Raw genomic sequence first — 25,570 nt, 5'->3', positions numbered from 1 at the left:
TATGAGGCTTAAGTCCATTAAGCTTGCCGGCTTCAAATCATTTGTTGATCCCACAACTGTGCCGTTTCCGACCAATCTAACCGCGGTGGTTGGCCCAAACGGTTGTGGTAAATCGAACATTATTGATGCCGTGCGCTGGGTAATGGGCGAAAGCTCCGCTAAGTACTTACGCGGAGAATCCATGTCAGACGTAATTTTCAATGGTTCGACGGCACGTAAACCCGTGGGCCAAGCATCCATCGAACTTGTTTTCGATAACGATGCCGGAAAAGCCCCCGGCGAGTTCGTTAAATTCAATGAAATTTCGGTGAAACGCCGGGTGTCTCGCGAAGGCCAGTCTGAGTACTTTCTCAACGGTTCCAAGTGTCGCCGCCGAGATATAACGGACCTGTTCCTTGGAACCGGCTTGGGCCCTCGTAGCTACGCAATCATCGAGCAGGGCATGATTTCCCGTCTGATTGAAGCTAAACCAGAAGAGCTGCGAGTTTATATAGAAGAAGCTGCGGGCATTTCGAAATACAAGGAGCGTCGTCGAGAAACCGAAAATCGTATTAAACGAACCCAGGAAAATCTGGAGCGTTTAACGGATTTGAGGGAAGAGTTGGGCCGACAGTTGCAGCATCTGGAGCGTCAGGCGGCTGCGGCTGAAAAGTATAAGGCGTATAAGCTCGAAGAACGGCAGAAAAAGGCCGAGTTAACAGTCCTTCGATGGAAAGCTCTCGACAACGATTTGCAAGCCGGGCGGGAGAAAACCCGGAATACCGAGCTAGAGTTAGAAAAATTACTCACCGAGCGGGTAAACCTGGAAACCTCGCTGGAATCCCTGCGTGAGGCACATCACGAGCGCACCGAGCATTTTAACCGTGCTCAGGCCAAGTACTATGAGGCCGGTGCCGATATTGCCCGCATTGAACAAAGCCTTGAACATCATCGCGACCGTAGCCGCCAAGCCGCTATGGAGCTGGATCAGTCGGTTTCAAATCAGCGCGAAATACAGCGTGAGCTCGAACAAGATCAAGAAAAGCTAGCGACCATTCTTGAAGAGCTCAACATGATTGAGCCCGAGCAAGAAGCACTGGCTATGCGATCAGAAGAGTCGAACGAGAAGTTGCAGCTGGCTGAGGAGGCCATGGCGGACTGGCAGCAACGTTGGGACGAGTTCAGTACACGCTCCTCCGATGCGCGCCGCCAGGCCGAACTAGCTCAATCGAGGATTCGTTCCTTAGAAGAGGCCATCGCACAGTTAAAGACACGCCATCAACGGTTGAAAGACGAGCAAGCGTTGTTGGAGGGCCAGCTGGACCGGTCTGAACTCGAAGAGTTACTTGAACAGCAGGAAACCTTGGAGCTTCAACGCGAAGAAGCATCGGAGCAAATTGAGTTCCTGAATGACGACGTCTATCAGGTCCGCCAGCGCGTCAAAGAGGCTGAAACCGAGGTGTCGGGCCAGCGTCAGCAAGTGCAAAACCTGCGTGCATCGCTTGAATCCCAGACAGTTCTTCTGGAGGAACAGATGGGTGGGCAAGATGATGCTTTGCAAACTTGGCTTGCCGAGCATGGTTTCATGGACGCACCTCGTGTTGCCACTCAGCTCAACATAGAAAGTGGCTGGGAGTTTGCCGTAGAGCAGGTTATTGGCCGGTTTACTCAAGGTTTGGCCTTACCGGGGCTCGAGGGTTTTGGAGATGTTATCGCCCAAGCGCCCAAAGGAGCTGCGGTAGTCGTTGAGGGGCCTGAGGACAGCGGAGATAAGTCCGGGCTCGCGGCCAAAGTCAGTGGTCTGGCGGCGATCGAAACGTTGATCCGCAATGTTGGTATCGTGAACTCAACCGAAGAAGCTCTGGCCAAGCGCGCCAGCCTGGGTGCATATCATAGTGTTATTACGCCGGAGGGTGTCTGGGTCGCGCGTGACTGGGTGCTGATGCCGAATTCCGATGCGGGTCAGATTGGCGTTATCGAACGGCAGAAAAAAGTTGATGAACTTCAGCGCGAACTGGCCGATGCCGAGGATAAGTTGGAGTTGGCCGAGGCTAAGTTTGAACAGCTGAAAGAGCAGGGCGAACGTGCCGAAACCGCTCGAGAAGGTGCCCAGGGCCGTTTGAGCGAAGTTCAGCGCGACCTGTCGGGCTTGTCCTCACAGGTCAGCGGATTGGAAGCAAGAGCCGAGCAGATTGATGCTCGTATTGCCCGTATTCACGATGACATTGAAGAGGTGGCTGGCAACCTTGAAGAACAGCAGATTCAGCTTCAGGAAGCCAAGGAAGAATGGGATATGGCGCTGGCTTCGAGTGAAGACAGCGATGACGAGAAGGAGCGTTTACTTGAGCAGCGGGATACGCTTCGTGAAAACCTTGATCGATTGCGTCAGGATGCGCGCCACGACCGAGATCACTCGCACCAATTACAGCTTCAGCTACAAACACTGCACAGCCAGCATGACGCTTTGAAGCAAACCATTGAGCGAATGCAGTTGCAAAAAGAACGCCTCGAAGAGCGCCTTGAGGTGTTGCGAGAAACCCGCGAAGGCTCTGAAGAACCGATTGAAGATCTCAAATTGCAATTGGAAGGGTTGCTGGAACGGCGCTTGGCGGAAGAAGAAAAGCTAAGTGCGGCCAGAGATGCCTTGGAGGACATTGACAGAGAAGTCCGAGACCGGGAACAGGGGCGTAGTCGCACTGATCATGTGGTTCAGGATGTACGGGCGAATCTTGAAAAACTGAAAATGGAGTCCCAGGCGCTCGAGATTCGTTCGGGAAACCATATTGAGCAGCTTACAGAGCTGGGTGTAAAGCTACAGGAAGTGCTCGGTCAGCTACCTGAAGACGCCGAAGAACAGGTTTGGGCGGAAGAGCTCACCAAAATAGGTAATCGCATACAGAGATTGGGCGCAATTAACCTAGCAGCGATCGAGGAGTATCAGGTCCAGAGTGAACGTAAGACCTATCTGGACGAGCAGAACGACGATCTGATGGAAGCGTTGGAAACGTTGGATAACGCCATTCGCAAAATTGATCGGGAAACTCGCCAACGATTCAGGGAAACCTTTGATCAGGTTAATGGTGGGTTGCAGGCACTGTTTCCGAAGGTGTTTGGCGGGGGGAGCGCCTATTTGGAACTGACCAGTGACGATCTTTTGGAAACGGGCGTTGCCATTATGGCGCGGCCGCCCGGAAAGAAGAACAGTACTATCCATTTATTGTCCGGTGGTGAAAAAGCGCTGACCGCCATTGCTCTGGTGTTTTCAATCTTCCAGTTGAATCCAGCGCCGTTTTGTATGTTGGACGAAGTGGATGCCCCGTTGGACGATGCCAACGTCGGGCGCTACGCAAATCTAGTGAAAGAAATGTCCAAACAGGTACAATTTATCTACATTACTCATAATAAGATTGCCATGGAGATGGCGGACCAGCTCATGGGGGTTACTATGCATGAACCGGGCTGCTCCCGACTGGTAACTGTGGATGTAGACGAGGCGGCAGCCCTGGCTGAAGCCTGAGGTTGGTGGAAAAGCCACCAACCATGACAATACGGCCATCTGGGCCCGGTGTGCGTTGTATTCGCTACGGGCTTTTTTTAGAGTAGCAACGTTGCAAACTGCAAACAGGACAGCAGAATTATGTCACTTAGGGAATGGTTAATTGCCATAGGTACCCTGGTTATTATCGGAATCGTCGTCGATGGTATTCGTCGAATGCATCGTGCCCGAAAAGAATCTATCGCCATATCGTCGGGAATGGGCGTCGATGAACTGGACGATTCGCCATTGGACCAAGATTTTAATCCCGAGCTACCCAATGGTGGGGCGCGAATTATTTCCAGAGGAACACTGGAAGAGCAAGGCTATTTGAAATCGGATCATTCGGAGTCATTGAGCAGTCTAGATGACGACAACGATTTCTCCGCGGAGTCGGGGTGGGGCGCTGAGCGGGACGAGGTATATACCCCAGATGACCCGGAAGAAGCCACTCGCTTGAGCGAGGCCGAATCGGTGGATAAGGCCGAGGAAGGCACCGAGCACTCAGCCGCGGAACCGGCTTCAGAGCCGTTAGCGCAAGCCCCAAGTGTGGACGAGGTGGTTCACGACGTTCAGGAAGACACCGCAAACCGGCAAGTCGCTCAGCGCGATGCCAACCGGCCTTTAGCCGGTGCCAACCGACCTGAAGCTAAGGAAGTTTTGGTCATTAACGTACTTGCCCCCCAGGACAAGCCGTTTGAGGGCGCGGTTCTGAAAACGTTGTTTGAAGCGTGTGGCTTGGAATTTGGTGACTTGGATATCTATCATCGTCATGAAGGCAGCGATACCACGACGCCCGTCCAGTTCAGTGTTGCCAGCGCCGTCGAACCGGGTACGTTCCGGCCCGAAGAGATGCCTGCATTGAGTACGCCCGGCATTAGCTTTTTCATGAGTATGCCCGGCCCAACCAATGCGCTGCAAGCCTTTGAGTTTATGTTGGAAACCGCTCAGTGCGTAGTTCGTAACATGGGTGGCGAGTTGAAAGACGAACGTCGAAGTGTCATGACGCCGCAAACCATTGAGCATTGTCGCCAGCGCATTCGCGAATTTGAACGTAAACAGCGTTTCCATCGGGTGTAACGCTTAACCAGGACACCCACCTGATGACACAGATCCCCTCAGAAGTGCAGCAGCGCGTAGACGAGCTACGCGCTGCCCTCCATGACCACAACTACCAATATTACGTGCTGGATGACCCCAAAGTTCCGGATGCGGAGTACGACCGTTTGTTCCGGGAGTTGCAGGCATTAGAAATTGAGCACCCAAAGCTCGCCTCGGACGACTCACCCACGCGTAGAGTGGGTAGTACGGCCAACACCAGTTTTGCCGAGGTAACCCACCGTGTACCGATGCTCTCTCTGGACAATGCCTTCAGTGAGGAAGAGTTGGAGGAATTTGATCGCCGGGTGCGCGACAGACTCGGAGCTGAAGAGCCGATCGAATACGTGTGTGAACCGAAGCTCGACGGGCTGGCTGTAAGCCTGCATTACGAGAAAGGCTTGCTTACCCGAGCGGCAACTCGCGGTGACGGAACGACCGGCGAGGACATCACAGCCAATATTCGAACCATTCCATCGGTGCCGCTGAAGTTACGTGGGAACGATTACCCTGATCTTGTGGAGGTTAGGGGAGAAGTTTATATGCCTAAAGCCGGTTTCGAAAGGCTCAACAAGGGGCTGGCGGACCAAGGTGAGAAAACCTTCGTAAACCCCCGTAACGCAGCCGCCGGCAGCTTGCGGCAAAAGAAATCGACCGTCACGGCGAAGCGGCCTTTAGAAATGTGTGCTTACAGCATGGCGGTTTTGGATGAAAATGAGTTGCCAGCCACCCATTGGGAGAGCTTGCAGCTGGTGAAAGACTGGGGCTTTCGGATCAACCCTGAAATGCGAGTGGCGACTGGGGCCAAAGCTTGTCTTGAAGCCTACAACGACTTAATGGATAAGCGGGCCAGCTTACCCTATGAGATTGACGGCATTGTGTTCAAGGTGAACCGGCTGGATCTTCAAACGCAACTCGGCTTTGTGTCGCGGGCACCCAGATGGGCCATTGCCCAGAAATTCCCGGCTCAGGAAGAGCTCACCACCATTGAAGGTGTTGAATTTCAAGTGGGCCGGACCGGTGCGGTCACCCCGGTTGCGCGTTTGAAACCTGTATTTGTAGGCGGCGTGACCGTCTCGAATGCCACGCTTCATAACATGGATGAAGTGCGACGGCTGGATGTGCACATCGGTGATACGGTCTTTATCCGCCGGGCAGGCGATGTTATTCCGCAGGTTGTTAAAGTGGTACCCGAGAAGCGCCCCGAGAATGCTGAAGGGGTTGTGATGCCCGCGCAATGTCCTGTGTGTGAGTCCGACATTGTGCAAATCGAAGGGGAGGCGGTGGCACGCTGTTCAGGGGGGCTATACTGCCCCGCACAGCGTAAGGAAGCCATACGCCACTATGCGTCTCGTAAAGCGCTCGACATCGAAGGCTTGGGTGATCGGTTGATTGAAGTGCTGGTTGATGACGGCATGGTAACGACCGTTGCCGATCTTTATCGTTTAACCAAATTCCAGGTCTCCAGCTTAGAGCGAATGGGCGATAAATCTGCCAGCAACCTTATTGCCGCGATTGACCGCTCCCGGAACCCTGTATTGTGGAAATTCTTGTACGCACTCGGTATTCGGGAAGTCGGTGAGGCTACGGCGAAATCGTTGGCGGCGTACTTCGGTACTTTAGAGGCGATTTCTGAGGCGACTGAGGAGACGCTCCAGCAAGTACCGGATGTCGGACCAATCGTTGCGGGGCATATTCGCAGTTTCTTCGATCAGCCTCACAACCAGGAAACACTTGCAGCCCTTCGGGAAACGGGAGTGGTCTGGCAAGAAGAGCAGGTAGCTTCCGCCGATGAGCAGCCCTTAGCGGGCGAAACCTGGGTCCTGACGGGTACGTTGTCACAGATGACGCGAGATCAGGCGAAATCAAAGCTCGAAGGATTAGGGGCAAAAGTGGCGGGCAGTGTCTCCAAAAAAACAGCTTGCGTGGTCGCCGGTGAAGCGGCGGGCTCAAAGCTCGCGAAAGCGGAACAGCTTGGCGTCAAAGTGCTTGATGAAGATGAGCTTTTGAACTTTTTTGGCGAACACGGCGTTGAAATTTGATCACATGCCTGCCGGGTGAATCTGAGAACTCGCGCAGGTCCTGCCTTGGGCAAATTGGCTACCATGACGTTGATCTGTAACGGTGTGTAAGTGTGCTGGATATATGAGCGCCTGACCTCCGTCCTAACAATAACGTCAAGAAACGGATTTTTGCATGCGTGCCGATTTGTCTTCTCGTATCTGCTCGGCTGGCCGCTTGGCCGGCGTTGCGCTCATCGCTTTAGTGGCTGCTGGCTGCAAAACCGAAAAAGATCCTGATCAACCGACTTTATTGGGGGCCCCAGCGCCAACGGCCTATCTTGGCGTAGAGTATTATTATAACTGGGGTGTATACGGCGGTGAGGATATCCTCGATTACTCGCTGGTTAATGCGCCCTCTTGGCTTGCTCTGGAAGATACCTCAAACAAAGCGCGGCAAGGCATTATCATGCGCGGCGTGCCCGGTCTTTCCGGGGGAAACCGCGGTGATGCGGACCTTGGCAAGAACACCAATATCGAAATCGTCACAACGGACGGAAAAATGGCCGGCTTCCAGCCGTTCGATGTTGAAGTGAAGCCTAACGTGATATCGATCGAAGTGGATGAATTCACAGAGGGGGAAGCGGCCAACGTTGCACAGAAAACAAGCGCCAACACCTGTGCCGTGCCGGACCTAAGCAACCTCGGAAAGCACTCTTTCGACTTGAATACGTACGAGGAAGATGGCGCCTACAAACAAACTGATCAAGTCAACAGTACGACCCACCGCACCTACGCCAAGGTAACTCTGGAAAAGCCTTCTGTTACTCGCATCCGCGTTGCCTATCAGCTGGATAGCGACTTCGATTCTGAAAACTGTGATGCAGGGGTTAGCGCTCCGCATCAAAAATGCGAATACGGTACGTCAAATATCGGACGGGCGATTGTCGGTCATGACATTGTCGTGCTGGGCTCTGCCTCTGATAAAACGGTGGACGAAGAAGGTAACCCGCTCACCTACATTACTTACCAACAGAACAACGCCAGTGTTTACGACCGAGGCGTGCTCACGTTTGAGCCGGGTATCACCGAATGCTATATCCCCCTTGAGGTCGTGGACGATCGCATCCCCGAACCTGGTGAGCTGGCATTTATTCGTCTGACGGAAGTTCGCGAAGGTATTGCTTCTTTGGGGGTGACGAACGCCGGTGCGCAAGCGGGTATCACCATTCTTGATAACGAGCCCGTAGTTTCTGTACAAACGCTAAAGGGCGGAGTAAAGGACACGATCAACGCCGATGATAACGCGGCTGCCACTCCCTATAAGGCGATACTGACAGGTGAGCGAGATGGCCCGGTGATGGTTCGTTTTACCGATCAGGGTAAAAGCTCCGGAGCCAAAAAAGACATTCATTTTGAGATTGTCGACGACAATGGCTTGCCACTTTTAGAGCTTGTCTTTCCCGAAGATCAGAACGAGATCGAGTTTGGTGTTCGCGGGAGGGCATACACCGTGTCGGCAGACGACGGCTACGACGATTTGTTTTTGAGTCTTTCCGTAGATGATGCCTATCAGGCTGGCAGACAAGGCTATGCAAGAGCAGACAGCGACAGTCTGCTGCGGATAAATTTGAATCGCTTGATCACAGCGCAAACCTTTACTGACTTTACGCCAACTGACTTAGAACTAGGTCATACAAGTCGATTGTTTGTAGCGGGCTACACCGATACAGCTCTGGAAGTTCGCATCTACGATCAGGCCAATACCTTGCTGGACATCGTGACGGTTGCTGCGAGAGTAACGAACACTGACGTATACATCAGTGTCGCTGAGCGTGTTGATAGCACCGCAACCCCGCGAGTGACTTACCAGGAGTTTGCGGTGGGTTATTCGGCGCCCGGAAGCAAAGGTGGTCAAGATGTATTTGCCAAGTTATTCCGATTCGATGGCACGGACTATCTCGCGGCTTGGAGTACTGCCTATGAAACGGGTTCAAGCGAGGATGATTTTGTGCGTTGGGTTGGACTGAGCGCAGATCGATCCCAACCTCTTGTTACTCTGGCGGGGAGTACCGCGGGCAGTTGGAGCGAGGAGAACAATACCGGTGGCACCGACGTATTTTTGCTCGAAATCGAAGAGGAAGCGGGCTCGCCCAGAGAGAAAGCATTGCGGTTTGTTGGTTCCAATGCAGATGATCAATTGGCGGCAGGTGATTTGAACGCGTCCTCGTCGGTTCTGTTCGGTCAGGCGCCCAGGACCCTCGATGGGACCAGTGCAATCGGACCTTTCTTTGCCACCGGCAGTGCAACTGCTGAGCTTAACGTCGTGCAGGTTGGAGGAGAGCCCTCAGAGACATTGCGTCATGGTGTGTACGGTTCTGGCCTGGCCTGGTTGGTCGGTGATTCTAATGGCCTTGCTTACACGGTTACAGAAGTGGAGGGCGCTGACAACGAACTGACACGAACTCGCAGCCAAAATAGCCAGGCCGGGTTCGTTTGGGGCGTAGCGGGGAATGGTGTTCCGAGGACCGTGTACCAAGTGAACGATTTTGCCGATGCATCAACTGAAACACTCACGCAAAGCTTGCTGTTTGATGGTGACATTGTGCTGGCAGGCAACACCGATGGCCAGTTGGACGAAGGTACACCGGCCGTCACTGATAACGATGGTATTCTGGCTCGGAGAAGTTCACAGGATGGCCTGGCATACCGGAACTGGAATACGCAGATCCCCAAAAACATGTCATTCCTCGATATGGTGAATTATCGTGATGACGAGGTCATGGCGCTGGTGGATGTGGCTGGCGATCGGCAGCTGGTAGTGTTCAGTCCCGAAGGTCGCTTACTTACACCTCTTGCGCCTTAGCGGGTATCGGACGGAGGGTGCCTAAACAGCACCCTCTTGCTGGCTTGCACTGGCGTAGAGCTTTAAATAGTCGGTGCTCGTTACAATGCCAGAAGGCTGACCGCTAGTGCCATCAACGATCAACGCAGCGTTAAGGCGGTGCGCCAGCATCAAGCGGGCGAGTTGGTGGGCATCGGTTTCCGGAAAAGCGGTGAGAAACGCCGGTAGCTCGATGTTTAACAGGCTTTGAGTATCTGTTTCGTTAGGGTTCTCGTGTATCCAGGTCAGCAGCCATCTGAAGTCGATCAGCCCCGCAACATTGTCATCCGACATGATCACCAAGTGGTGTACGGCATTATCTTCCATCACCGCAAATGCTTGGTTCATGGTAGCGGTCGCCGGAACTATATATTGGGCCGGAGATGCTATTTCTGAAACCGGCAGATACACCCGCTCTTCCTTACGCTCTCCTGCAGCAACCGTTCCGTATTGTTGTAGTGCCCGATGCCGTCCACTGTTTGCCGCCTGTTGAAATTCTGCATCCGTGGCTTCGTTGTGCGAATTAGACAGTGCGCTCGAGGGTTCTAGTTCAGTAACATCGCCTACCGTTCGATTCCGAAAAATTTCCGGAAGGCGAGTGCCGATGGGACGGCCGGGTTCACTGACATGAATCGACATAACTACACCTTTAGTGACGGCTTCACCGTATTCTTGTGAGCTTCGTTAATCGTTTATCGGCATTTGCCTGGAAAACTTCAGCGATTTGACTTAGTCGCTAAAACTCTCGTTTTGGATAAAGGCGAAGTGTATCAATGCGCCGAGTCAGGTGAATTGGCAGACAAGCCGGTTGTCCGGTCAATTTGTCCGCAAGATATTCCGCTAGCAAAGGCCCCCAAACCAGCCCCTTACTGCCGAGCCCGGTAAACAGGTATGCGCCTTCTACTTTGTCGCCGGATTCCGTGCGCAGTTCCCCCGCGACCGGTTGATAGTCGTGGGTAGTGCATCGAAACGCAACGCGACCTCGCAGGTCTTCAGCTGCTGGTGCTTGGGTTACCGGAAGATTCGGTAGCATGCGTAAGAGCTCGTCCAGATTCTCTTGATGGCCTTCGGCGGTAACCTCAGGGTTGTCGTTCCTGATGTCGAATGTGGCGCCTATGGTTGCTTGCCCTTGGCCAACCGGATTTAAGTATTTGGAGCCACAGATGACGGTCGCGGGCGGGTTGACGCTGGCCTCTGGTAAATAGGTGACCTGCCCACGAATCGGTTTCAACCGCAGTTTGCCCGTCACAGGGGCAATCTCCGCAGTTTGGTGGCCACAAGCGATGACCAGTCTTGAAACCTTCAGGCTTGGATGATGAGCACTCTGAAGTGACCAGCCTTCTTTGAGGCGCTCGATATCCCGAACCTCTACGTTAAATTGGGTAGTGATCAGCGGATGCTGGGAAAGTCGCTCGCAGGCTTTTGCAGGTTCAAGCCAGCCTGACTTGGGAAACCATAATCCTTCGAGCGGGATCTCGATGCCGGCGAGTAACGAGGCTTTTGCAGCGCTAACCGGCGTCAGAAAGCCTTCGGGGTACTGGTTTCGTTCACAGAATTTTCGTTGGCGCTCGGCTTCCTTTGCCGTCGTGGCCAATTGCAATAAGCCGGTGGGGTGCCAAAAATCACCCTCCCACGGGCGATAGTAGCGCTGACTGAAACTCAGAGCGGTTGCGGCCAACTCGGCTTGTGCGTTGTACTCGATGCCGAGCTTTGCATAGAGTGCGCCCTGAGCGTTACCGGAAGCTGCGGAGCCAGCATTCGCGGCTTTGTCGATCAATAGAACAGGGACGCCGCGTTCAGCCAGGTTTCTAGCTAAAAGCGTCCCGGCAATACCTGCTCCTATAATGGCCACCGGGTCGGTGGGGGCGGCCGCCACGTTTGAGAGACGGGCATCGTTTCTGACGGCGCCAGCGAGCATTTCACGTTTTCGGCCGAAGCCCGGTTGCTTTGTAACCTCAAATCCCGCGGCTTCAAGGGCGCGTCTAACCCGGCCCACTGCGGTAAACGTCGAAAAGGTTGTACCTGGCAGGCTGTGATCCCGAACAGATTGAATCACTTCATCAGACCACATGTCCGGGTTGTATTGGGGGTCGAAGCCGTCAAGAAACCAGGCATCCGCAGCAAACGGCAGTTGGTCCAGCCCGTCTTGGAGTTCACCAAAAAACAGGGTAAGCCTAACCCGCCCACTATCGAAAACCAGGCGGTGAACGCCTTTCATCAGGGGCGGGTATTGGTCTATTAGTTGGTCTGATACCGGAGCGAGTTCCGGCGAGCGTAATAGGGCCCTTTTTAGTTCGTCACGAGTAAGCGGATAGCGTTCAAACGAAACAAAGTGCAATACCGAGTGTTTATGGTCTTCTGTTGCCCGTTTCCAGTCTGCCCATGCTGTTAAAAAACTAAGGCCCGATCCGAACCCGGTTTCGCCAATCACAAAATGGCCATGATCCGGGAGTTTCTCGAAACGTTCACAAAGATTGTTAGGCTCTATAAACACATACCGTGTTTCAGACAGGCCATCGTTGCGATTGAAGTACACATCACCGAAACGGGTGGATTCCGGAATGCCGTCTTGCCAAATTAATTCCGCCGGCTCTGTGGCCGGCGGTTTGGGTGCTACAGATATAGCCATTAGTCTTCAGTAGAAACCTTGGTCACCCTTTTTATCACAACCGGAGATAGAGGAACATCGCCCATGCCCTGCTTGCGCCCGGTCTGCACAGAGGCAATTTTGTCGACCACACCCATGCCGTCGGTCACTTTTCCGAAAACCGCGTAGCCGGCGCCTCGTACGCCTGCGTTCAGGAAGTCGTTGTCGACCAAGTTGATGAAGAACTGTGAGGTGGCAGAGTCCGGGTTGTTGGTGCGGGCCATGGCAATAGTGCCGCGGAGGTTAGGAAGGGTTTGGCTGCCTTCATTAACGATAGGAGCTTTCGTGGGCTTCCGGCCCATGTCCTCGGTAAATCCGCCGCCTTGAACCATAAAACCTCTGATGACGCGGTGAAAAATGGTGTCGTTGTAAAAGCCATCTTCTACATAGTTCAAGAAGTTCTCGACCGTTTTTGGCGCAACGTCGGGGCGAAGAAGAAGTTCAAACGCGCCTTCTGACGTAACGAAGCGTACTTTGGGCAAGTCTTGGTTGGTGTCCGCATGCGCCGCGGCGGAGAAGATTAACGCCGACATAATTAACAGTGCGGCATAAATCACAAGAAATGGTTGTTTTACGGAGTTTGTCATTTAAAGGCTGCCCTTTGTTTCAGTGAGTGTCGGAATAGCTGACATAATTCTATTTGCTACAAAGCAGTTAACGATATTAACAGATCCTTACGCCGATAAGAGTAAAAGCAAACAGCAAGCCGGGGAGTCCTCGGCTACGCTTGCTACAGGGTGCACTAAATCACAATGCCGGGCCTGGTTGTACGGTGTTCATGGCGAACACAGGAGAACACGAGTGAAAGTCCAAAAAGGATTTGAAGAAAAATCACGGCTTGGTCGGTTATTGATCAATCGCGGGTATCTAAAGGAGTCGGAGCTTGAAGATGCCCTGGCGCTTCAGCGTACGTCAGGGGAGCGCTTGGGAGAGGTTTTAGTTGCCTCGGGCCGCATTACCGAAAAAGAGTTGATTCGGGTGTTGAAACACCAATCCCGATACCGCAATACCGCTGCACTGGTAACGATGGTGGCATTGCCGTTTCAGCCTCTTGTATCTTTTGCATCTACGACATCAGACAGTGACGATGCAGACGCTGTGGCCAGTGCAGGGCAATTGTATAAAGGGTTCGGGTTCGCAGCCTTGACGGATGTTGAAATGTCGTCCGTATCGGGGCAACGCAACATTGGCTTGTTCGATCATATTGAAAACGTCGCGGCCGCGCCCGGGAATGCTGCGGATGCAGAGGGTGATAATGCCAATGAGGTGGGATTGGATGCGGTTGAAAGTGTGCGGCTGGCGGCTAACGTGTTTGTGCCGGTGTTAAGCTTTCTTGATTCCGAACTCACCATCTCGGGTGTCAAATACCGTGAAGGCGAAGAGCGATATTCAATCCGGGACGATGGAGCGATTACCTTGGCGCTGCCGGAGCGAATTGAAGAAATCCGAATGGATAATATCCGGGTCGCTGGCGGTCATGGTGCGTCGATGGGTAGCGTCAGTATTCAGAATATTCGTTTTCACCCCGCATCGAGCATGACCATCTACACTCGATAAAACTTAGCGGCGATCAATACAAAAATGCCCGGCTAATAAGCGGGCATTTTTGTTTGCGCGCAAGCATTAGGCGCTTGCAAAAACGGTACTGCTTGAAACATTGGTTTGCTGGCCTTGCGCACCGTACAGCTTTTGTTGGCTGGACGCACCGCGGAAGATGTCGGCTACCCGTGCGAGGCGTTTTTGCAGGTGCCCAACCACTCTCCCGTTATTCTGGTTCAGTGACTGGCATTCTCGAAGTTTTTGATCGGCAGCTTTCCATAGTTGATACAAATCATCCATGCCGCCTGCCCGAATAAAACGTGAGGGCTCGCCGGCATCCGGGCGGTACCCCATGTCTACAAGATGATGAATTTTCTGGCGAGCTCGATCACGGATTGTTCCGAGAATCTGGTTTTTTTCTTCCGTCAGCTTATGAAGGGGGCTGATATCCGCAGAGGCTAACGCCTCTTTCTCCCGAAGGAGAAGATCCGCCAAAACGTCCAGCTGGCGGATGTCTTCATTTAAAAGGATCTTCAACTCGTCGATAGCGGCCATACTCTACTCACCCAAAAATACTTTCATCCATCTCAAGCATTTTCTGGGCCAGTTTTTCTGCGTCAATCTTGTAAGTGCCGTTATCCAGTGCGGAGCGGATCTCTGCGATGCGGTCGTCGTCCATTTCCGGGTAATCGCCGAGCTTTTCCTCGAGCTGTTTCAGGTTTTTTGCCTGACTGCTGAGGCTAACGTTTTCGTCACGGCCGGCCGGGCCTTGAGCTTTGGTTTGGTCTGCTGCCGGCGCTGGTGCTTTGTTCGTCGTTTTGTCGGCCTGGGTTCTGGTGGTGTTGACCTGGCCTGGGCCAATTCCATTTAAGTCAACTGACATAAGGTTACCTACTTGCCTGAGGCCACATTTGACAGTGGCGGAATCGGGTTTATATCTTGTTAACGGCAAATGATTGCCGGACTTTAGTCTATTGAGGAAAAAGTTTTCCGCCCGGTTCTTCCGTGCATTATTGCATGGGGATCTCGACCCGTCCCGGCGCGACCACCGTTGCTTTGACGGTTCTCGCGGAACGAAGATTTTCTACCAATACCTGCTCACCAATGCTTGCGTTGCCTAGAGCCTTACCACGGGAACTCACGGAAAAAGAGCCGGCTCGGGCCAGGATAATAACATGGTCGCCTCGCTCTATGGCATCGGGGGCTTCTAGCAAATCCGGTGTCAGCACGGTACCTGTTCGCACAGGGCGTCGAACCATCATCCCTTGAATATTGTCTATGTCGGTGAGCGCGCCTCTGCGGCTAGCGTTCAACTGAACTTCGCTTGTGGTTAATGCTGCGCTCGTTAGCCGCTCCCCCCGGGTCAATGGGCGCGCGGCAACGATCGCGGGTCCGTAGGCCTCGACAGAGGCCGTTACATACATTCGCCAAGGGCGGTTACCCCCACAGCTAATAAGAATTGAAGGGCTGGGTGTTCGCAGAGGATCACTCACGAACTCCAGCTTAGGCTCACCCTCGCATGGCGCCAGTTTCAAACGCCGGTCCACGTTACCGATTTGGTATTCAATGCGTCGATTAAGATCCCTTTGATCATCCGCCCACGTTTGTAAAAATCGCTCGGCCATTTCCTGGATATCACTCGCGGTCGTGGCTTGCTCGGCGAACGAGTGCGAACTGAAAATTAGCGCCAGCGTAAATAAAATGAGGGTACGCATTTGAGGTGCTTTGTCCTATGCTGTCGGTAAGTCTGCCGCCCATTAAAAAGTTAAGAATCTGGGCATGTGGCCGTTATGCTATGTCTGAATTCATGGCCTTTGAGCTACAAAGAAAGCAAAATCAGTGCCGTTCAGGGCACGCCAGGAGAAGAACGACATGACAGGGGTACTTCAAAGCGTTAATCAGCGCACCCAACTGGTCGGCCAGAATCGGCTAGAGCTATTGCTGTTTCGGCTCCGTGGCCGGCAGGTGTACGGGATTAACGTTTTTAAAGTCAAAGAAGTATTGCAGTGCCCGAAACTGTCGTCTATCCCCAACAGCCTTGCGGTTGTGCGTGGTGTTTCTCATATACGGGGAGAAACTATTCCAATTGTTGATATGAGCATGGCGATAGGGTTGCCGGGTGTCCCTCAGGAGGAACTCGCGACAAGCTTCGTCATCATCACCGAGTATAACCGAAAGACCCAGGGCTTTTTGGTGTCTGGCGTTGAGCGGATTTTGAACATGAATTGGGAAGACATTATGCCGCCACCGAAAGGAGCGGGCAAAGATGTTTACCTGACAGCGGTTACAAAAATTGATGAAAAACTGGTAGAAATCATTGATGTAGAGAAGATTCTTTCAGAGGTTTCTCCGCTTCGTGAAGATGTTAACGAAGAGCTGGTGAGTCGGAGTGCGGCTGACACCAAACGCCATTTGCCGGTTCTAGTGGTGGATGATTCCGCCGTAGCGCGGCGCCAGATCAGCCGATGCTTAACCGCGATCGGAATGGAAGTGATTACCCATAACGATGGCAGGCAGGCGTTGAACTATTTGCAAAGCCTCACTCAGGATGGGTCTTCCATTCGGGATCATCTATCTTTGATTATCTCTGATGTAGAAATGCCCGAGATGGATGGCTATACGCTGGTTACGCGAATCAAAGAAAATCCAGCGTTAAAAGAAATCTTTGTCATGCTGCACACATCGCTCAGTGGCGTTTTCAATCTTGCCATGGTGAAGAAGGTGGGGGCCGATGATTTTATGGCAAAATTCAGCCCAGACGAGTTGGCCGAACGCGTTATGGAATTGATCGGTCAGGATTGATGCTCCGTTTAATCGTTTTACCCTTGATAGAGATGCAATGAGCGCGGAAATAACTCCCCAGGAATACGAAGATTTTAAAACGTTCTTGCAAGATGCATGTGGCATTCTGCTAGGCGATAACAAGCAGTATCTCGTAAAAAGTCGATTACGCAGAATTCTTGAAGATAACGGCTTGAACTCGTTTGGTGAGCTTTTGGAAAGACTCAAGCGCTCTGGGCGTATGGGTTTGCGTGAAATTGTGATCGATGCAATGACCACCAACGAGACGCTTTGGTTTCGGGACAATCATCCGTTTCGTATTCTCCAAGATAGATTGTTGCCGGAATTCGCGGAACGAAAGTCTATGCAGCCCCTGCGGGTCTGGTCGGCTGCATGCTCAACGGGGCAAGAGCCATACTCGATTTCGATGGTGCTAGACGAGTTCCGTCAGGCCCGGCCGGGAAAACTTCGGGACGTTCGTATTACGGCGACGGATATCTCGAAAAGCGTTTTGGAAGTGGCGCGCAAGGGCGAATATGAAATGATTGCGATTGGGCGCGGCTTGTCACCCGAGCGCCAGAAACGGTACTTCAAACCGTCTGTGAACGGTGGTTGGCAGATTAACGAACAAATAAAGCGGATGGTGGAGTTCAAAGAGTTAAATTTGCTTGAGCGTTATATGCTTGGGAAGTTCGACATAATTCTTTGCCGAAACGTGCTTATTTACTTCTCCGCCGAATCGAAAAGAGACATTTTGACGCGTATGCACGGAGCGTTGAATCCAGGTGGCTACTTAATTCTTGGAGCATCGGAGTCTCTAAATGGGATGCCGGAGCTTTACGAGATGGTGCAGTGCCAGCCCGGCATCGTTTACCGAAAAAAGTAGAAGCGGTTTGTTCGCCCGGGCTTGCCGCTGGATTATTCGAGTGGCAGATGGCCAGTCTTAACCCAGATAACGGTTTCCTGATCCACGAAGGGGTGGTGTTGGCTCATATGTGGTGAGCGCATCCAGGTGTCTTTCGGATATCGACCTTGGTCATCGCAAAACTCTCCCGCTAGCACCAAAATTTCCTCGCCTCCAAAGTGTCGATGCGGTTGGAACGCTTCATTGGCAGGCCACTTCACGAGCGCTACGTGCTCATGTTCGAAATCATGAAGTGGCATAACTTGAAGGCCGCCGATACCGGGTAGCCACTCCGCGGTGGTGGTATCGATACATACCGTTGCGCTGTCGCGCGGATCAAACTGGTGTAGTTTGACCAACAAGGTACAGCCTTTTTCGCTAAAAGGGGCGTGGCCGCTACCCGGTGGGTTACGAAGGTAAGTGCCGGCGGGATAGTGGCCGTTCTCATCGGAGAACGTACCCTCAAGTACCAGAATCTCTTCACCCAAAGGGTGTTCGTGCCGGTTAAACGAGGCGCCCGGTTTATAGCGAACAATGCTGGTTGCGTGGCCGCGTTCTGCTTCTTCCCGGGCTAAGGGTTTACGTTCGACACCGGCTGCCGGGCTGGATACCCAGTCAATTTCGTGAGTGCGGATAACCACGCGTTGGGTAAAGTCCATGTTTAACATTAAGGCGCTCGCTACGGGTTATTTGATCAACTCTTGAATGTCGCGGAAGTGGGGGTGCTTGCAATGTCCCATCCATTCAAAGGCGACCATTTCGGTGGTTACAATCCGCGCACCGCTTTGATGCAGACGGTCGAGCGCGACATCGCGGTCGAGATCATTGCGTGAACCTGTGGCATCCGCCACGACCCAAACTTTGTAGCCTGCATCCAGTAAGCTCAACGCGGTCTGCAGCATGCAAACGTGGGTTTCGCAGCCACCGACAATGATGTGCTGTCGGCCTTCGGGAAGTTCATCGATAAGGCCATCCGGGCAAGCATCAAAATGGGTTTTGCCCACGGTGGTGTTGCATAGCTCTCGAATGGATTCGACATTTTCACCCAGCTTTTCTGGTAATTGCTCGGTGCCAATTACCGGTACTTCAAGAAGACCCGCGATAATTGCGAGCGTTGTGCAACGATCTATTACCTCTGCGCCCTGGCTGATCGCCGGCATCAGCTTTTCCTGTACGTCGATGAGTAGCAGGGTGGATTGCTCGGCTTTCATCATCATGGTGTTTTCTCCGGAAATGGTGGGCGTTGGCCGTTAAGCATAGCGAAAATAACGAGCGAATAGGGGGTAAAGGCGATTAGGAAATAAATTTTCGGAGAAATTTGCGGATACAGTTGCCAAACGCTGCCAAAACAATTAAAGTTTGCGCCCTTAAATGAGCGACGAGTTCGCTGATTTGAAACAGTTTATTGGAGAGGTGGCCGAGTGGCTGAAGGCGCACGCCTGGAAAGTGTGTATACGTTAATAGCGTATCGAGGGTTCGAATCCCTCCCTCTCCGCCAAATTAAACCCCAGCAGAGATGCTGGGGTTTTTTGTTTGTGTCGAAAAAATAGGGGGGGTCAACCGAGTCCGGTCGAACTCAACACGAATACCCCCACGGTCACACTAATGCTTGCCATCAGTGTGGTTAGCGCAATGATATTGGCGGCCATGCGATCGTTGCCGCCTAACGCCTTAACCATGACAAAGCCTGCCGCTGCAGTGGGGCTAGCAAAGAACAAAAACATCAGTCCTAGCTCGCGGCCTTCAAACCCAAATAACCAAGCCGCGAATGTACAGGCCACCGGCAGTGTCACCATCTTCCATGTTGCAGCCCCTAACGCAGGCCCACTGTCGTCGCGAATGGCTTTCAATGACACGGCGCCGCCGATGCAGAGCAGGGCGAGTGGTAGGGTGAGTGAGGCAAAGTAGTCACCACTGGTCATTACCCAATCGGGCAGTGTCACCTTTAAACCGGCGAAGGGTATAGCGACGACAACGGCGATGATTAATGGATTCCGGATAATGTCCCTTAGTGTGGTAGCTGCATTCATTTGTTTGCCCGGTTGGTAGGCGAGCAATACAACCACCGATAGGATGTTGTAAGAAATGATGATCAGGCCGAGCAACAGGCCCCCGGCCGAAAGGCCATAGTCGCCATACAGATTGGCAGCAAGCGCGAGGCCGACAATGCCGCAGTTCCCTCTAAATGCACCCTGCACATAAACTCCTCGGTCGCTTCTGGGAACACGTTTGATTGCCCAGAGCCAGGCCGCACAAAAACTCACGAGCGTTGCAGCCAAATAGAACATCATCATCCTGATGTTCAGTGTGGCGCTTAAGTCGGCCTTGATGATGGAGAGGAAGACCAAGGTGGGCAGGGTCGCTTTGAATACCAGTGCGGATGCGGTGGATATGAAATTCTGATCAATCCAGCCCAGCCGGCGGAGGCCGATTCCCAGGAAGACCATGGCGAAGACGGGCAAGGTGGTTTCCAGTGTGTAGCTGAATGTGGCTAGTAATCCGCTCAAAGTGAAGTACTCTCTCGAAGTGCATGACCGATAAAATTGGTTTATGGTGCGAAAGTGTTTGCGAACTTTCGCACTCTCAATAACAAATAAAAAGGATACTTATGGCGACTGTTGACTCTTCAGAGGAAGAGCTGAAAAAAGTCTTGCAGGAAACTCCTAAAGACCAGCCGGTCGTCATGCTTAACTTGCTACGATTCCGCGATTGGGCGGAATATCAGGATGCCAGTGAAGCGTGCTCTGGGCGCGATGCCTACAAACGTTATATGAAAGAGGCCGCGGCCTGCGTCAAAGCGGTTGGGGCCGAAGTTATCTGGTCTGGCCGAAGCGTCGGTTCTCTAATTGCGCCCCCCGAGGAGACTTGGGACCAAGTTTTACTGGTTCGGTACCCCTCAACGGATGCCTTTCTGGCCATGATTGGAGACCCCGATTACAAAGGGGTTCTCAAGCACAGAACCGCCGCATTGGAAGACTCCCGATTAGTGGCCAATGTTGAAAGTGGCGTGTAATCAGGCCCCAGTCACAACCATCGCGGTTTGTTGAATGGCCATATAGGCAATGGTGCCCGTTGCAATCGACAGTAAAGCATTACTACGCCAAAGGTGAACCGCTACCACCAGCAAACCGGGGATCAAGGCATCTAAGCCGAATATTCCGGTATCCCAGTTGCCCGACCGTTGTAAAAAAACTGTGGCCAGAAGGGCCATTACCGCGGCAGGCAAAAAACGCCCCAAATGCTTAATAAGTGGGTGATCAGTATGACGTTCGAAAAACAGAAAAGGCACCACGCGCGTGGCGAAGGTTGCTAGCGCCGTGATCGCGATGAAAGCCGCCAAATAATAGCTTTCACTCATGGGTGACCTCCGGTTCAAGAGCGGTGTTGCGCTGGTAGCGATACTGGATCAGCAGCACCGCAGTAACAATGGCAATAGCAGCAATTAGTTGATGCGTGGCAGGTATTAGTAACATGGCAATGCCCGCAGCGAACGCACCGGCCCAGATTGGGAATGAGTTTCCTAAGGCCTTGAACTGCTCGATGGTCAATACAATGAACAGGGCGACCAGCGCGAATTCGATACCGGTGCTATCGAAAACCACCCATTCACCCAATAGGGCGCCTAAAGTACACCCGGCAATCCAATAGAATTGATTGAAGGCGGTAATGCGAAAGTCAATTTCCTGCTCGCTGCGCGAATCCCCTGAGCGTGCTCGGCTAGTAAGCAGCGAGTAGGTTTCATCGGTGAGCCCGAAGATAAGGTACCCTTTGCGCCAGCCGGCACCGCGAAATTGGCCAAGTAATGACAGGCCGTAGAACAAATGGCGGGCATTAAGAGCCAGCATGGCAACGGCCACTTCGAGCAACCCGGCATTGGCTGCCAATAGGCTAACGGCCAGAATTTGCCCGGCACCGGCATAGATTACCAGGCCCATAAGCGGCGCTATCCACCATGCGTAATCCAGTTGCGTGGAAAACAGCACGCCGAAGGCCATCCCTAGCGGCAGGTAGCCAAACAGAATAGGGAGTGTTAGCTTGAAGACGTTCTGGTTCATTAGCTTCCAAACTTTGAGAAAGGCACGATGATAATGAATTGCTTGTGGCTTTTGAAGATAGTGCGAAAGGATTATTGATGAGCGATTATGCTAATGGACCTGAGTCGGACCCCCGGCAGGAAATGTTTGTTGTGGATGCTAGCTTGCTCACGGCGGAACAGCTTGAAGGGCTAGCTGACGAGTACTGCACGCGTTATCACGGGCTTAACGACACGGAAAATCCTCTGGCAGAGCGTAGTCGGGTACTTGCGGCCGCTCGAAAGGGCGAGTTGGTGGTTTGGTTTGATCCGGTCGAAAATACGGCAAGCTTAGGCTTCCCAGCGTGATGCCTTGAGCGGCAAGGTTTGACGAAGGCCAAGGTTTTGAACGCGTTACCTATGCGGTGAGTCCGGTAATGGGTACAATTACTAAGCGTTGTATTTATTCTGTTGGTGAGGTGAGCTTTGATCAGGGTTCTGGTTGTTGATGACCACGAGTTGGTGCGCTCCGGCATTACCCGTATGTTGGCTGACAATCCTGACATTGATGTGATTGGTCAGGCGTCTTCTGGTGAAGATGCGATTGATTTTGTGCGCAACGCGCGACCGGACATTGTTTTGATGGATATCCGGATGCCAGGTATTGGTGGACTTGAAGCCACACGACGAATTCTCCGGTTGGACGATTCCATCCGGATCATTGTTGTGACCGCGTGTGCGGACGATCCTTACCCGGCGCGGGTGATGCAAAGTGGTGCAGCAGCTTATATCACCAAAGGCGCAGATATTCAGGAAATGGTGCGCGCCATTCGCAAGGCTCATTCCGGCCAGCGTTACATTAGCCCGGAGATAGCCCAGAAGATGGCGCTGAACTCACTGGGTGGTGGCGACCGGGATGAAGACGGCGAGCTGTCGAAGTTCGAGCGCTTATCCGAGCGTGAAATGCAGATTGCCATGATGGTGGTGGAATGCCAGAAAGTTCAGGATATTTCGGACAAGCTCTGCTTAAGCCCGAAAACTGTGAACAGCTACCGCTATCGGATTTTCGAAAAGCTCGAGATCTCTAGTGACGTAGAACTGGCGCTAATGGCAGTACGGCTTGGGTTGCTGGATGCCGACACGGTCTGACCCCAACTACACTCCAGGGGAGTTCGACAGCAAGAGCTTCCTGAAACAACTTTCTGAGCGCGCCGGTGTCTATCGTATGTACGATAGCGCAGGGGAGATCCTGTATGTTGGCAAAGCGCGAAATCTCAAAAATCGTGTCAGCAGTTACTTCCGAAAAACCGGACTAGCCCCGAAAACCGAAGCCTTGGTTGGCAAGATTCACGGCATTGAAGTAACCATTACCGGCAGTGAAACCGAAGCGCTTCTGCTTGAGCAAAATCTGATCAAGTCTCTGAAGCCGCCGTACAACATTCTGCTTCGGGACGATAAATCTTACCCCTATATTTATTTGTCATCCCATGATGATTATCCGTCTCTTACCTTCCGTCGTGGCCGTACGAAAAAGGGCGGCGGAACTTGGTTTGGGCCCTTTCCGAGCTCTGGGGCGGTTAAAGAAAGTCTTAATATTCTACAAAAAGTATTCAAGGTAAGATCCTGTAATGAAAGCTATTTCAGAAACAGGAATCGACCTTGCCTCCAGTATCAAATTAACCGGTGTACCGCGCCCTGTGTGGAATACATAAGCCCCGAGGAATATCAGCAGGACATCCGTCGAGCCACCATGTTTCTGGAGGGCAAGAACCCGGCGATCATTCGCGATCTAATGAACGCGATGGAAGACGCGGCCTCAAAGCTCGAGTTCGAGAAAGCGGCGACCTATCGCGATCAGGTCAATCACTTGCGCCATGTTCAGGAGCAGCAGTCCGTTGACGGCGAGGGTGGTGATGCCGATGTGCTTGCCATTGCCCAGGACGCCGGTGTGGTGTGTGTTGTGGTGATCATTGTGCGGGGTGGACGGGTGTTGGGTACCAAGGACTACTTTCCGAAATTCTCGTTGGAGCAGACAGAAGGGGAGTTGTTGGCATCGTTTCTTGGTCAGTATTATTTCGGCGGCGATACTCGCAGGGAGATCCCGAAAGACATCTTGGTGCCGGTGAAAGTGGACGGGCAAGAACTGCTGGCCGAAGCGCTTACCGAAGCTGCCAACCGAGAAACAAGAGTGCGTGGTAATGTGCGTGGCGAGCGTAAACGCTGGCTTGAATTGGCAATGACTAACGCTCAACAGACACTGTTGAGCCATCTTGCCAGCAAGGAAACGGTGTATCGTCGTTTGCTGGCGCTTCGAGACTTGCTGGAATTAACCGAAACACCCAGCCGAATGGAGTGTTTTGATATTAGCCACAGTCACGGGGAAAATACCGTCGCATCCTGCGTGGTTTTCGACGAGAATGGCCCGCTGAAAAGCGACTACCGCTTGTATAATATCGAAGGCGTGACAGCCGGTGATGATTATGCGGCCATGCGTCAGGTTTTGACTCGCCGTTACCGCCGATTGGTGAATGGCGAAGGCAAGAAGCCGGATTTGGTGTTCATTGACGGCGGTAAAGGCCAGTTGAACATTGCGCGAGAAGTGTTTGATGAACTTGAGATTTCAGACATTCCGCTAATCGGCGTGGCAAAGGGTGTTACTCGCCGGGCAGGCATGGAACAATTGATCGATGCCATGACCGATGCGGTGTTCCGAGTGCCGGCTGATTCTCCCGCCTTGCATTTGATTCAGCACATACGGGATGAATCGCATCGGTTTGCTATTACTGGCCACCGGGCGAGACGAGATAAAAAACGCCGGCAGTCCACCCTAGAGGGCATTGAGGGTGTAGGTCCGAAGCGCAGGCGAGAATTGATACGTTACTTCGGTGGAATACAAGGTATCCGAAAAGCCGGAGTGGATGAGATAGCCAAGGTGCAAGGTATCAGCAAAGCATTGGCCGAAACCATTTACGCAGCATTGCATAACGAATAGGAACACAATGAATTTACCGAACCTGATTACTCTGTCGCGCATCGTCATGATTCCGGTGTTCGTTGTGGTGTTTTATTTGCCCACGAGCTGGAGTTACATGGCTAGCGCTGCGATTTTTGCGTTGGCAGGGATCACGGACTGGTTGGATGGCTATCTGGCCCGGCGATTGAACCAAAGCACACCGTTCGGCGCATTTTTGGATCCGGTCGCCGATAAGTTGATGGTGGCTGTTGCGCTGGCGGTTCTGATCGAAGGGTACTCTGCGGTTTTGCTGACGATCCCCGCGACAATCATTATTGGTCGTGAAATTGTGATTTCGGCTTTGCGGGAATGGATGGCTGAAATCGGCAGCCGGGGCAGCGTGGCTGTTTCCTACATTGGTAAGATTAAAACCACCGCTCAGATTGCGGCTATTGTGGGTTTGCTGGCCTTCCCACCGGGAAATCTGCTGGCCGATATCGCTGTTGGGCTGCTGTATGTGGCGGCGGCACTGACGCTGTGGTCGATGTACCTGTACTTGCACGCTGCTTGGGGCGATCTGTTCCCGAAGGCGGGTGATGTAGCCGAAGAAAAAAATACTGAGCTTTAACGACACTTTCATTTTGGGCGCAGGTTTACTGCGCCCGTTGAACACAACTCCAGGCCCATTGAGTCAGTTCGCCCGCGAGTGTATTGCTTGCTCGAGAGAACGCTTCTACCGCCGACTTCAGTTCTGAACTTGCGGCTACTTCTTGAATTGACCAGCTGCGGATACATAAACTGTTCCCGCTCTGATCGTTCGTCACCTCCGCATGCAGATCAAGAACGACCTGATAAATGTCCCCGCTCTGCTCTACCTGAAATGCCGAAAGCTCTGTGAGCAAGGAATGCTCGGTATGGGCTGCACTGGTGTCGATGACAACATTGTGGAAGCCCTTACTGTCTCGAAGGTGACGAGCTAGATGGTCCCTAATTAGAACTGGGGCGCTGTCTCGCCACCTGGTTTTTTTAAAAGCCTGAAACTCGTAGGGCGTTGGTTTCAGCAGAATAGTCGAGCTGTCTACTGGGTTCGAGGCGAGTGGCGTGTTAATCCGAACGCTGCTTGGTAATGTCTGATCAAACGGTTGCGAGCGTTCTGTAGCAAGGTCCATCACTCTGGGTGGCTCAGGTCGCGGAAGAACCGTGCAGGCGGTCGTTGTTAACGTGGCGAATAGGAGCGT

General features: G+C 52.7%; 24 protein-coding genes and 1 tRNA gene. 13 read left to right on the top strand and 12 right to left on the bottom strand.

What is annotated here, in order from left to right; all coding sequences use genetic code 11:
* Position 1: 1 nt before the first annotated feature.
* The 4 genes from smc (at position 2) to K5L82_RS00960 (ending at position 9,478) form a co-directional block, all read left to right on the top strand.
* Positions 2–3,496 carry a chromosome segregation protein SMC gene (gene smc / locus K5L82_RS00975; RefSeq protein ID WP_223132855.1) on the top strand — a complete coding sequence of 1,165 codons (3,495 nt, stop codon included), beginning with the start codon at positions 2–4 and terminating at the stop codon, positions 3,494–3,496.
* 120 nt (positions 3,497–3,616) lie between these two features.
* Positions 3,617–4,594 (top strand): cell division protein ZipA, encoded by a 978-nt coding sequence (gene zipA / locus K5L82_RS00970; RefSeq protein ID WP_223132854.1) that lies wholly within the window; start codon positions 3,617–3,619, stop codon positions 4,592–4,594.
* A 23-nt stretch (positions 4,595–4,617) separates the two neighbouring features.
* Entirely contained in the window at positions 4,618–6,654 is a 2,037-nt protein-coding gene (gene ligA / locus K5L82_RS00965) for an NAD-dependent DNA ligase LigA (protein ID WP_223132853.1), read from the top strand.
* A 154-nt stretch (positions 6,655–6,808) separates the two neighbouring features.
* Positions 6,809–9,478, top strand: a complete 2,670-nt coding sequence (locus tag K5L82_RS00960) for a hypothetical protein (RefSeq protein ID WP_223132852.1) — start codon at positions 6,809–6,811, stop codon at positions 9,476–9,478.
* A gap of 21 nt (positions 9,479–9,499) precedes the next feature.
* Here K5L82_RS00960 and K5L82_RS00955 read toward each other — a convergent pair whose 3' ends face one another.
* The 3 genes from K5L82_RS00955 to K5L82_RS00945 all read right to left on the bottom strand — a co-directional run bounded on the left by K5L82_RS00955 (position 9,500) and on the right by K5L82_RS00945 (position 12,730).
* Positions 9,500–10,135 carry a CBS domain-containing protein gene (locus K5L82_RS00955; protein WP_223132851.1) on the bottom strand — a complete coding sequence of 212 codons (636 nt, stop codon included), beginning with the start codon at positions 10,133–10,135 and terminating at the stop codon, positions 9,500–9,502.
* A 97-nt stretch (positions 10,136–10,232) separates the two neighbouring features.
* Entirely contained in the window at positions 10,233–12,125 is a 1,893-nt protein-coding gene (mnmC, locus tag K5L82_RS00950) for a bifunctional tRNA (5-methylaminomethyl-2-thiouridine)(34)-methyltransferase MnmD/FAD-dependent 5-carboxymethylaminomethyl-2-thiouridine(34) oxidoreductase MnmC (protein WP_223132850.1), read from the bottom strand.
* Positions 12,125–12,730, bottom strand: coding sequence for a peptidylprolyl isomerase (locus K5L82_RS00945; protein ID WP_223132849.1), 606 nt, complete (start codon positions 12,728–12,730; stop codon positions 12,125–12,127). Before K5L82_RS00945 ends, mnmC begins: the two co-directional genes overlap by 1 nt.
* A 214-nt stretch (positions 12,731–12,944) precedes the next feature.
* Here K5L82_RS00945 and K5L82_RS00940 point away from each other — a divergent pair, with 214 nt between their 5' ends.
* Positions 12,945–13,700 (top strand): pilus assembly protein PilB, encoded by a 756-nt coding sequence (locus tag K5L82_RS00940; RefSeq protein ID WP_223132848.1) that lies wholly within the window; start codon positions 12,945–12,947, stop codon positions 13,698–13,700.
* A gap of 66 nt (positions 13,701–13,766) precedes the next feature.
* Here K5L82_RS00940 and K5L82_RS00935 read toward each other — a convergent pair whose 3' ends face one another.
* From K5L82_RS00935 to flgA, 3 genes are all read right to left on the bottom strand, one after another.
* Entirely contained in the window at positions 13,767–14,237 is a 471-nt protein-coding gene (locus tag K5L82_RS00935) for a flagella synthesis protein FlgN (protein WP_223132847.1), read from the bottom strand.
* A gap of 7 nt (positions 14,238–14,244) precedes the next feature.
* The gene (gene flgM / locus K5L82_RS00930; RefSeq protein WP_133005368.1) at positions 14,245–14,565 is read right to left on the bottom strand and encodes a flagellar biosynthesis anti-sigma factor FlgM; all 321 of its coding nucleotides are present in this window, start codon (positions 14,563–14,565) and stop codon (positions 14,245–14,247) included.
* A 127-nt stretch (positions 14,566–14,692) separates the two neighbouring features.
* Positions 14,693–15,397, bottom strand: coding sequence for a flagellar basal body P-ring formation chaperone FlgA (gene flgA, locus K5L82_RS00925; protein ID WP_133005369.1), 705 nt, complete (start codon positions 15,395–15,397; stop codon positions 14,693–14,695).
* A gap of 157 nt (positions 15,398–15,554) precedes the next feature.
* Here flgA and K5L82_RS00920 point away from each other — a divergent pair, with 157 nt between their 5' ends.
* Together K5L82_RS00920 and K5L82_RS00915 are read left to right on the top strand one after the other, a co-directional pair.
* Positions 15,555–16,484 (top strand): chemotaxis protein CheV, encoded by a 930-nt coding sequence (locus K5L82_RS00920; RefSeq protein ID WP_223132846.1) that lies wholly within the window; start codon positions 15,555–15,557, stop codon positions 16,482–16,484.
* A 37-nt stretch (positions 16,485–16,521) separates the two neighbouring features.
* Positions 16,522–17,349 carry a CheR family methyltransferase gene (locus tag K5L82_RS00915; protein ID WP_133005371.1) on the top strand — a complete coding sequence of 276 codons (828 nt, stop codon included), beginning with the start codon at positions 16,522–16,524 and terminating at the stop codon, positions 17,347–17,349.
* A 32-nt stretch (positions 17,350–17,381) separates the two neighbouring features.
* Here the strand turns inward: K5L82_RS00915 and K5L82_RS00910 are convergent, their stop codons facing one another.
* Both K5L82_RS00910 and K5L82_RS00905 read right to left on the bottom strand, forming a co-directional pair.
* A complete protein-coding gene (locus tag K5L82_RS00910) occupies positions 17,382–18,035 on the bottom strand; it encodes a cupin domain-containing protein (protein WP_223132845.1) in 654 nt (217 codons plus the stop codon).
* An 18-nt stretch (positions 18,036–18,053) separates the two neighbouring features.
* Positions 18,054–18,584 carry an isochorismatase family protein gene (locus K5L82_RS00905; RefSeq protein WP_133005373.1) on the bottom strand — a complete coding sequence of 177 codons (531 nt, stop codon included), beginning with the start codon at positions 18,582–18,584 and terminating at the stop codon, positions 18,054–18,056.
* 190 nt (positions 18,585–18,774) lie between these two features.
* Here K5L82_RS00905 and K5L82_RS00900 point away from each other — a divergent pair.
* Positions 18,775–18,865, top strand: a tRNA-Ser gene (locus K5L82_RS00900).
* Between the two features lie 58 nt (positions 18,866–18,923).
* Here the strand turns inward: K5L82_RS00900 and K5L82_RS00895 are convergent.
* Positions 18,924–19,874, bottom strand: a complete 951-nt coding sequence (locus K5L82_RS00895; protein WP_223132844.1) for an AEC family transporter — start codon at positions 19,872–19,874, stop codon at positions 18,924–18,926.
* A gap of 101 nt (positions 19,875–19,975) precedes the next feature.
* On the opposite strand from K5L82_RS00895, the gene K5L82_RS00890 reads away from it, so the two are divergent.
* Positions 19,976–20,380, top strand: a complete 405-nt coding sequence (locus tag K5L82_RS00890; protein ID WP_133005375.1) for a DUF1330 domain-containing protein — start codon at positions 19,976–19,978, stop codon at positions 20,378–20,380.
* On the opposite strand, the gene K5L82_RS00885 is transcribed toward K5L82_RS00890, so the two are convergent.
* Positions 20,381–20,725, bottom strand: a complete 345-nt coding sequence (locus tag K5L82_RS00885) for a branched-chain amino acid transporter permease (RefSeq protein WP_133005376.1) — start codon at positions 20,723–20,725, stop codon at positions 20,381–20,383.
* Complete coding sequence (locus K5L82_RS00880; RefSeq protein ID WP_223132843.1) at positions 20,718–21,422, bottom strand: AzlC family ABC transporter permease; 705 nt, start codon at positions 21,420–21,422, stop codon at positions 20,718–20,720. Before K5L82_RS00880 ends, K5L82_RS00885 begins: the two co-directional genes overlap by 8 nt.
* A gap of 77 nt (positions 21,423–21,499) precedes the next feature.
* Here K5L82_RS00880 and K5L82_RS00875 point away from each other — a divergent pair, with 77 nt between their 5' ends.
* The 4 genes from K5L82_RS00875 to pgsA all read left to right on the top strand — a co-directional run bounded on the left by K5L82_RS00875 (position 21,500) and on the right by pgsA (position 24,960).
* Entirely contained in the window at positions 21,500–21,748 is a 249-nt protein-coding gene (locus K5L82_RS00875) for a hypothetical protein (RefSeq protein WP_223132842.1), read from the top strand.
* Positions 21,749–21,865: 117 nt separating this feature from the next.
* Complete coding sequence (gene uvrY, locus K5L82_RS00870) at positions 21,866–22,528, top strand: UvrY/SirA/GacA family response regulator transcription factor (protein WP_133005379.1); 663 nt, start codon at positions 21,866–21,868, stop codon at positions 22,526–22,528.
* The gene (gene uvrC / locus K5L82_RS00865) at positions 22,512–24,371 is read left to right on the top strand and encodes an excinuclease ABC subunit UvrC (protein WP_223132841.1); all 1,860 of its coding nucleotides are present in this window, start codon (positions 22,512–22,514) and stop codon (positions 24,369–24,371) included. The genes uvrY and uvrC overlap by 17 nt, the downstream gene beginning before the upstream one ends.
* 7 nt (positions 24,372–24,378) lie before the next feature.
* Positions 24,379–24,960, top strand: coding sequence for a CDP-diacylglycerol--glycerol-3-phosphate 3-phosphatidyltransferase (gene pgsA, locus K5L82_RS00860; RefSeq protein ID WP_133005381.1), 582 nt, complete (start codon positions 24,379–24,381; stop codon positions 24,958–24,960).
* 25 nt (positions 24,961–24,985) lie between these two features.
* Here the strand turns inward: pgsA and K5L82_RS16765 are convergent, their stop codons facing one another.
* Positions 24,986–25,501, bottom strand: coding sequence for an ABC-type transport auxiliary lipoprotein family protein (locus tag K5L82_RS16765; RefSeq protein WP_410505841.1), 516 nt, complete (start codon positions 25,499–25,501; stop codon positions 24,986–24,988).
* Positions 25,502–25,570: the final 69 nt, after the last annotated feature.

This window comes from Marinobacter sp. AL4B, assembly GCF_019916045.1.
Taxonomy (GTDB): domain Bacteria; phylum Pseudomonadota; class Gammaproteobacteria; order Pseudomonadales; family Oleiphilaceae; genus Marinobacter.
The sequence above is the reverse complement of the archived record's forward strand: the minus strand, read 5'-3'. Positions and strand labels throughout refer to the sequence as shown.

Coding starts and splice junctions, on each gene's coding strand:
- K5L82_RS00890 (WP_133005375.1), top strand. CDS start 19,976: ATGGCGACTGTTGACTCTTCAGAGGAAGAGCTGAAAAAAGTCTTGCAG.
- smc (WP_223132855.1), top strand. CDS start 2: ATGAGGCTTAAGTCCATTAAGCTTGCCGGCTTCAAATCATTTGTTGAT.
- mnmC (WP_223132850.1), bottom strand. CDS start 12,125: ATGGCTATATCTGTAGCACCCAAACCGCCGGCCACAGAGCCGGCGGAA.
- K5L82_RS00875 (WP_223132842.1), top strand. CDS start 21,500: ATGAGCGATTATGCTAATGGACCTGAGTCGGACCCCCGGCAGGAAATG.
- K5L82_RS00945 (WP_223132849.1), bottom strand. CDS start 12,730: ATGACAAACTCCGTAAAACAACCATTTCTTGTGATTTATGCCGCACTG.
- K5L82_RS00935 (WP_223132847.1), bottom strand. CDS start 14,237: ATGGCCGCTATCGACGAGTTGAAGATCCTTTTAAATGAAGACATCCGC.
- K5L82_RS00880 (WP_223132843.1), bottom strand. CDS start 21,422: ATGAACCAGAACGTCTTCAAGCTAACACTCCCTATTCTGTTTGGCTAC.
- uvrC (WP_223132841.1), top strand. CDS start 22,512: ATGCCGACACGGTCTGACCCCAACTACACTCCAGGGGAGTTCGACAGC.
- flgM (WP_133005368.1), bottom strand. CDS start 14,565: ATGTCAGTTGACTTAAATGGAATTGGCCCAGGCCAGGTCAACACCACC.
- K5L82_RS00915 (WP_133005371.1), top strand. CDS start 16,522: ATGAGCGCGGAAATAACTCCCCAGGAATACGAAGATTTTAAAACGTTC.
- K5L82_RS00955 (WP_223132851.1), bottom strand. CDS start 10,135: ATGTCGATTCATGTCAGTGAACCCGGCCGTCCCATCGGCACTCGCCTT.
- pgsA (WP_133005381.1), top strand. CDS start 24,379: ATGAATTTACCGAACCTGATTACTCTGTCGCGCATCGTCATGATTCCG.
- K5L82_RS00920 (WP_223132846.1), top strand. CDS start 15,555: ATGACAGGGGTACTTCAAAGCGTTAATCAGCGCACCCAACTGGTCGGC.
- zipA (WP_223132854.1), top strand. CDS start 3,617: ATGTCACTTAGGGAATGGTTAATTGCCATAGGTACCCTGGTTATTATC.
- K5L82_RS00910 (WP_223132845.1), bottom strand. CDS start 18,035: ATGTTAAACATGGACTTTACCCAACGCGTGGTTATCCGCACTCACGAA.
- K5L82_RS16765 (WP_410505841.1), bottom strand. CDS start 25,501: ATGGACCTTGCTACAGAACGCTCGCAACCGTTTGATCAGACATTACCA.
- K5L82_RS00905 (WP_133005373.1), bottom strand. CDS start 18,584: ATGATGATGAAAGCCGAGCAATCCACCCTGCTACTCATCGACGTACAG.
- K5L82_RS00885 (WP_133005376.1), bottom strand. CDS start 20,725: ATGAGTGAAAGCTATTATTTGGCGGCTTTCATCGCGATCACGGCGCTA.
- flgA (WP_133005369.1), bottom strand. CDS start 15,397: ATGCGTACCCTCATTTTATTTACGCTGGCGCTAATTTTCAGTTCGCAC.
- K5L82_RS00960 (WP_223132852.1), top strand. CDS start 6,809: ATGCGTGCCGATTTGTCTTCTCGTATCTGCTCGGCTGGCCGCTTGGCC.
- ligA (WP_223132853.1), top strand. CDS start 4,618: ATGACACAGATCCCCTCAGAAGTGCAGCAGCGCGTAGACGAGCTACGC.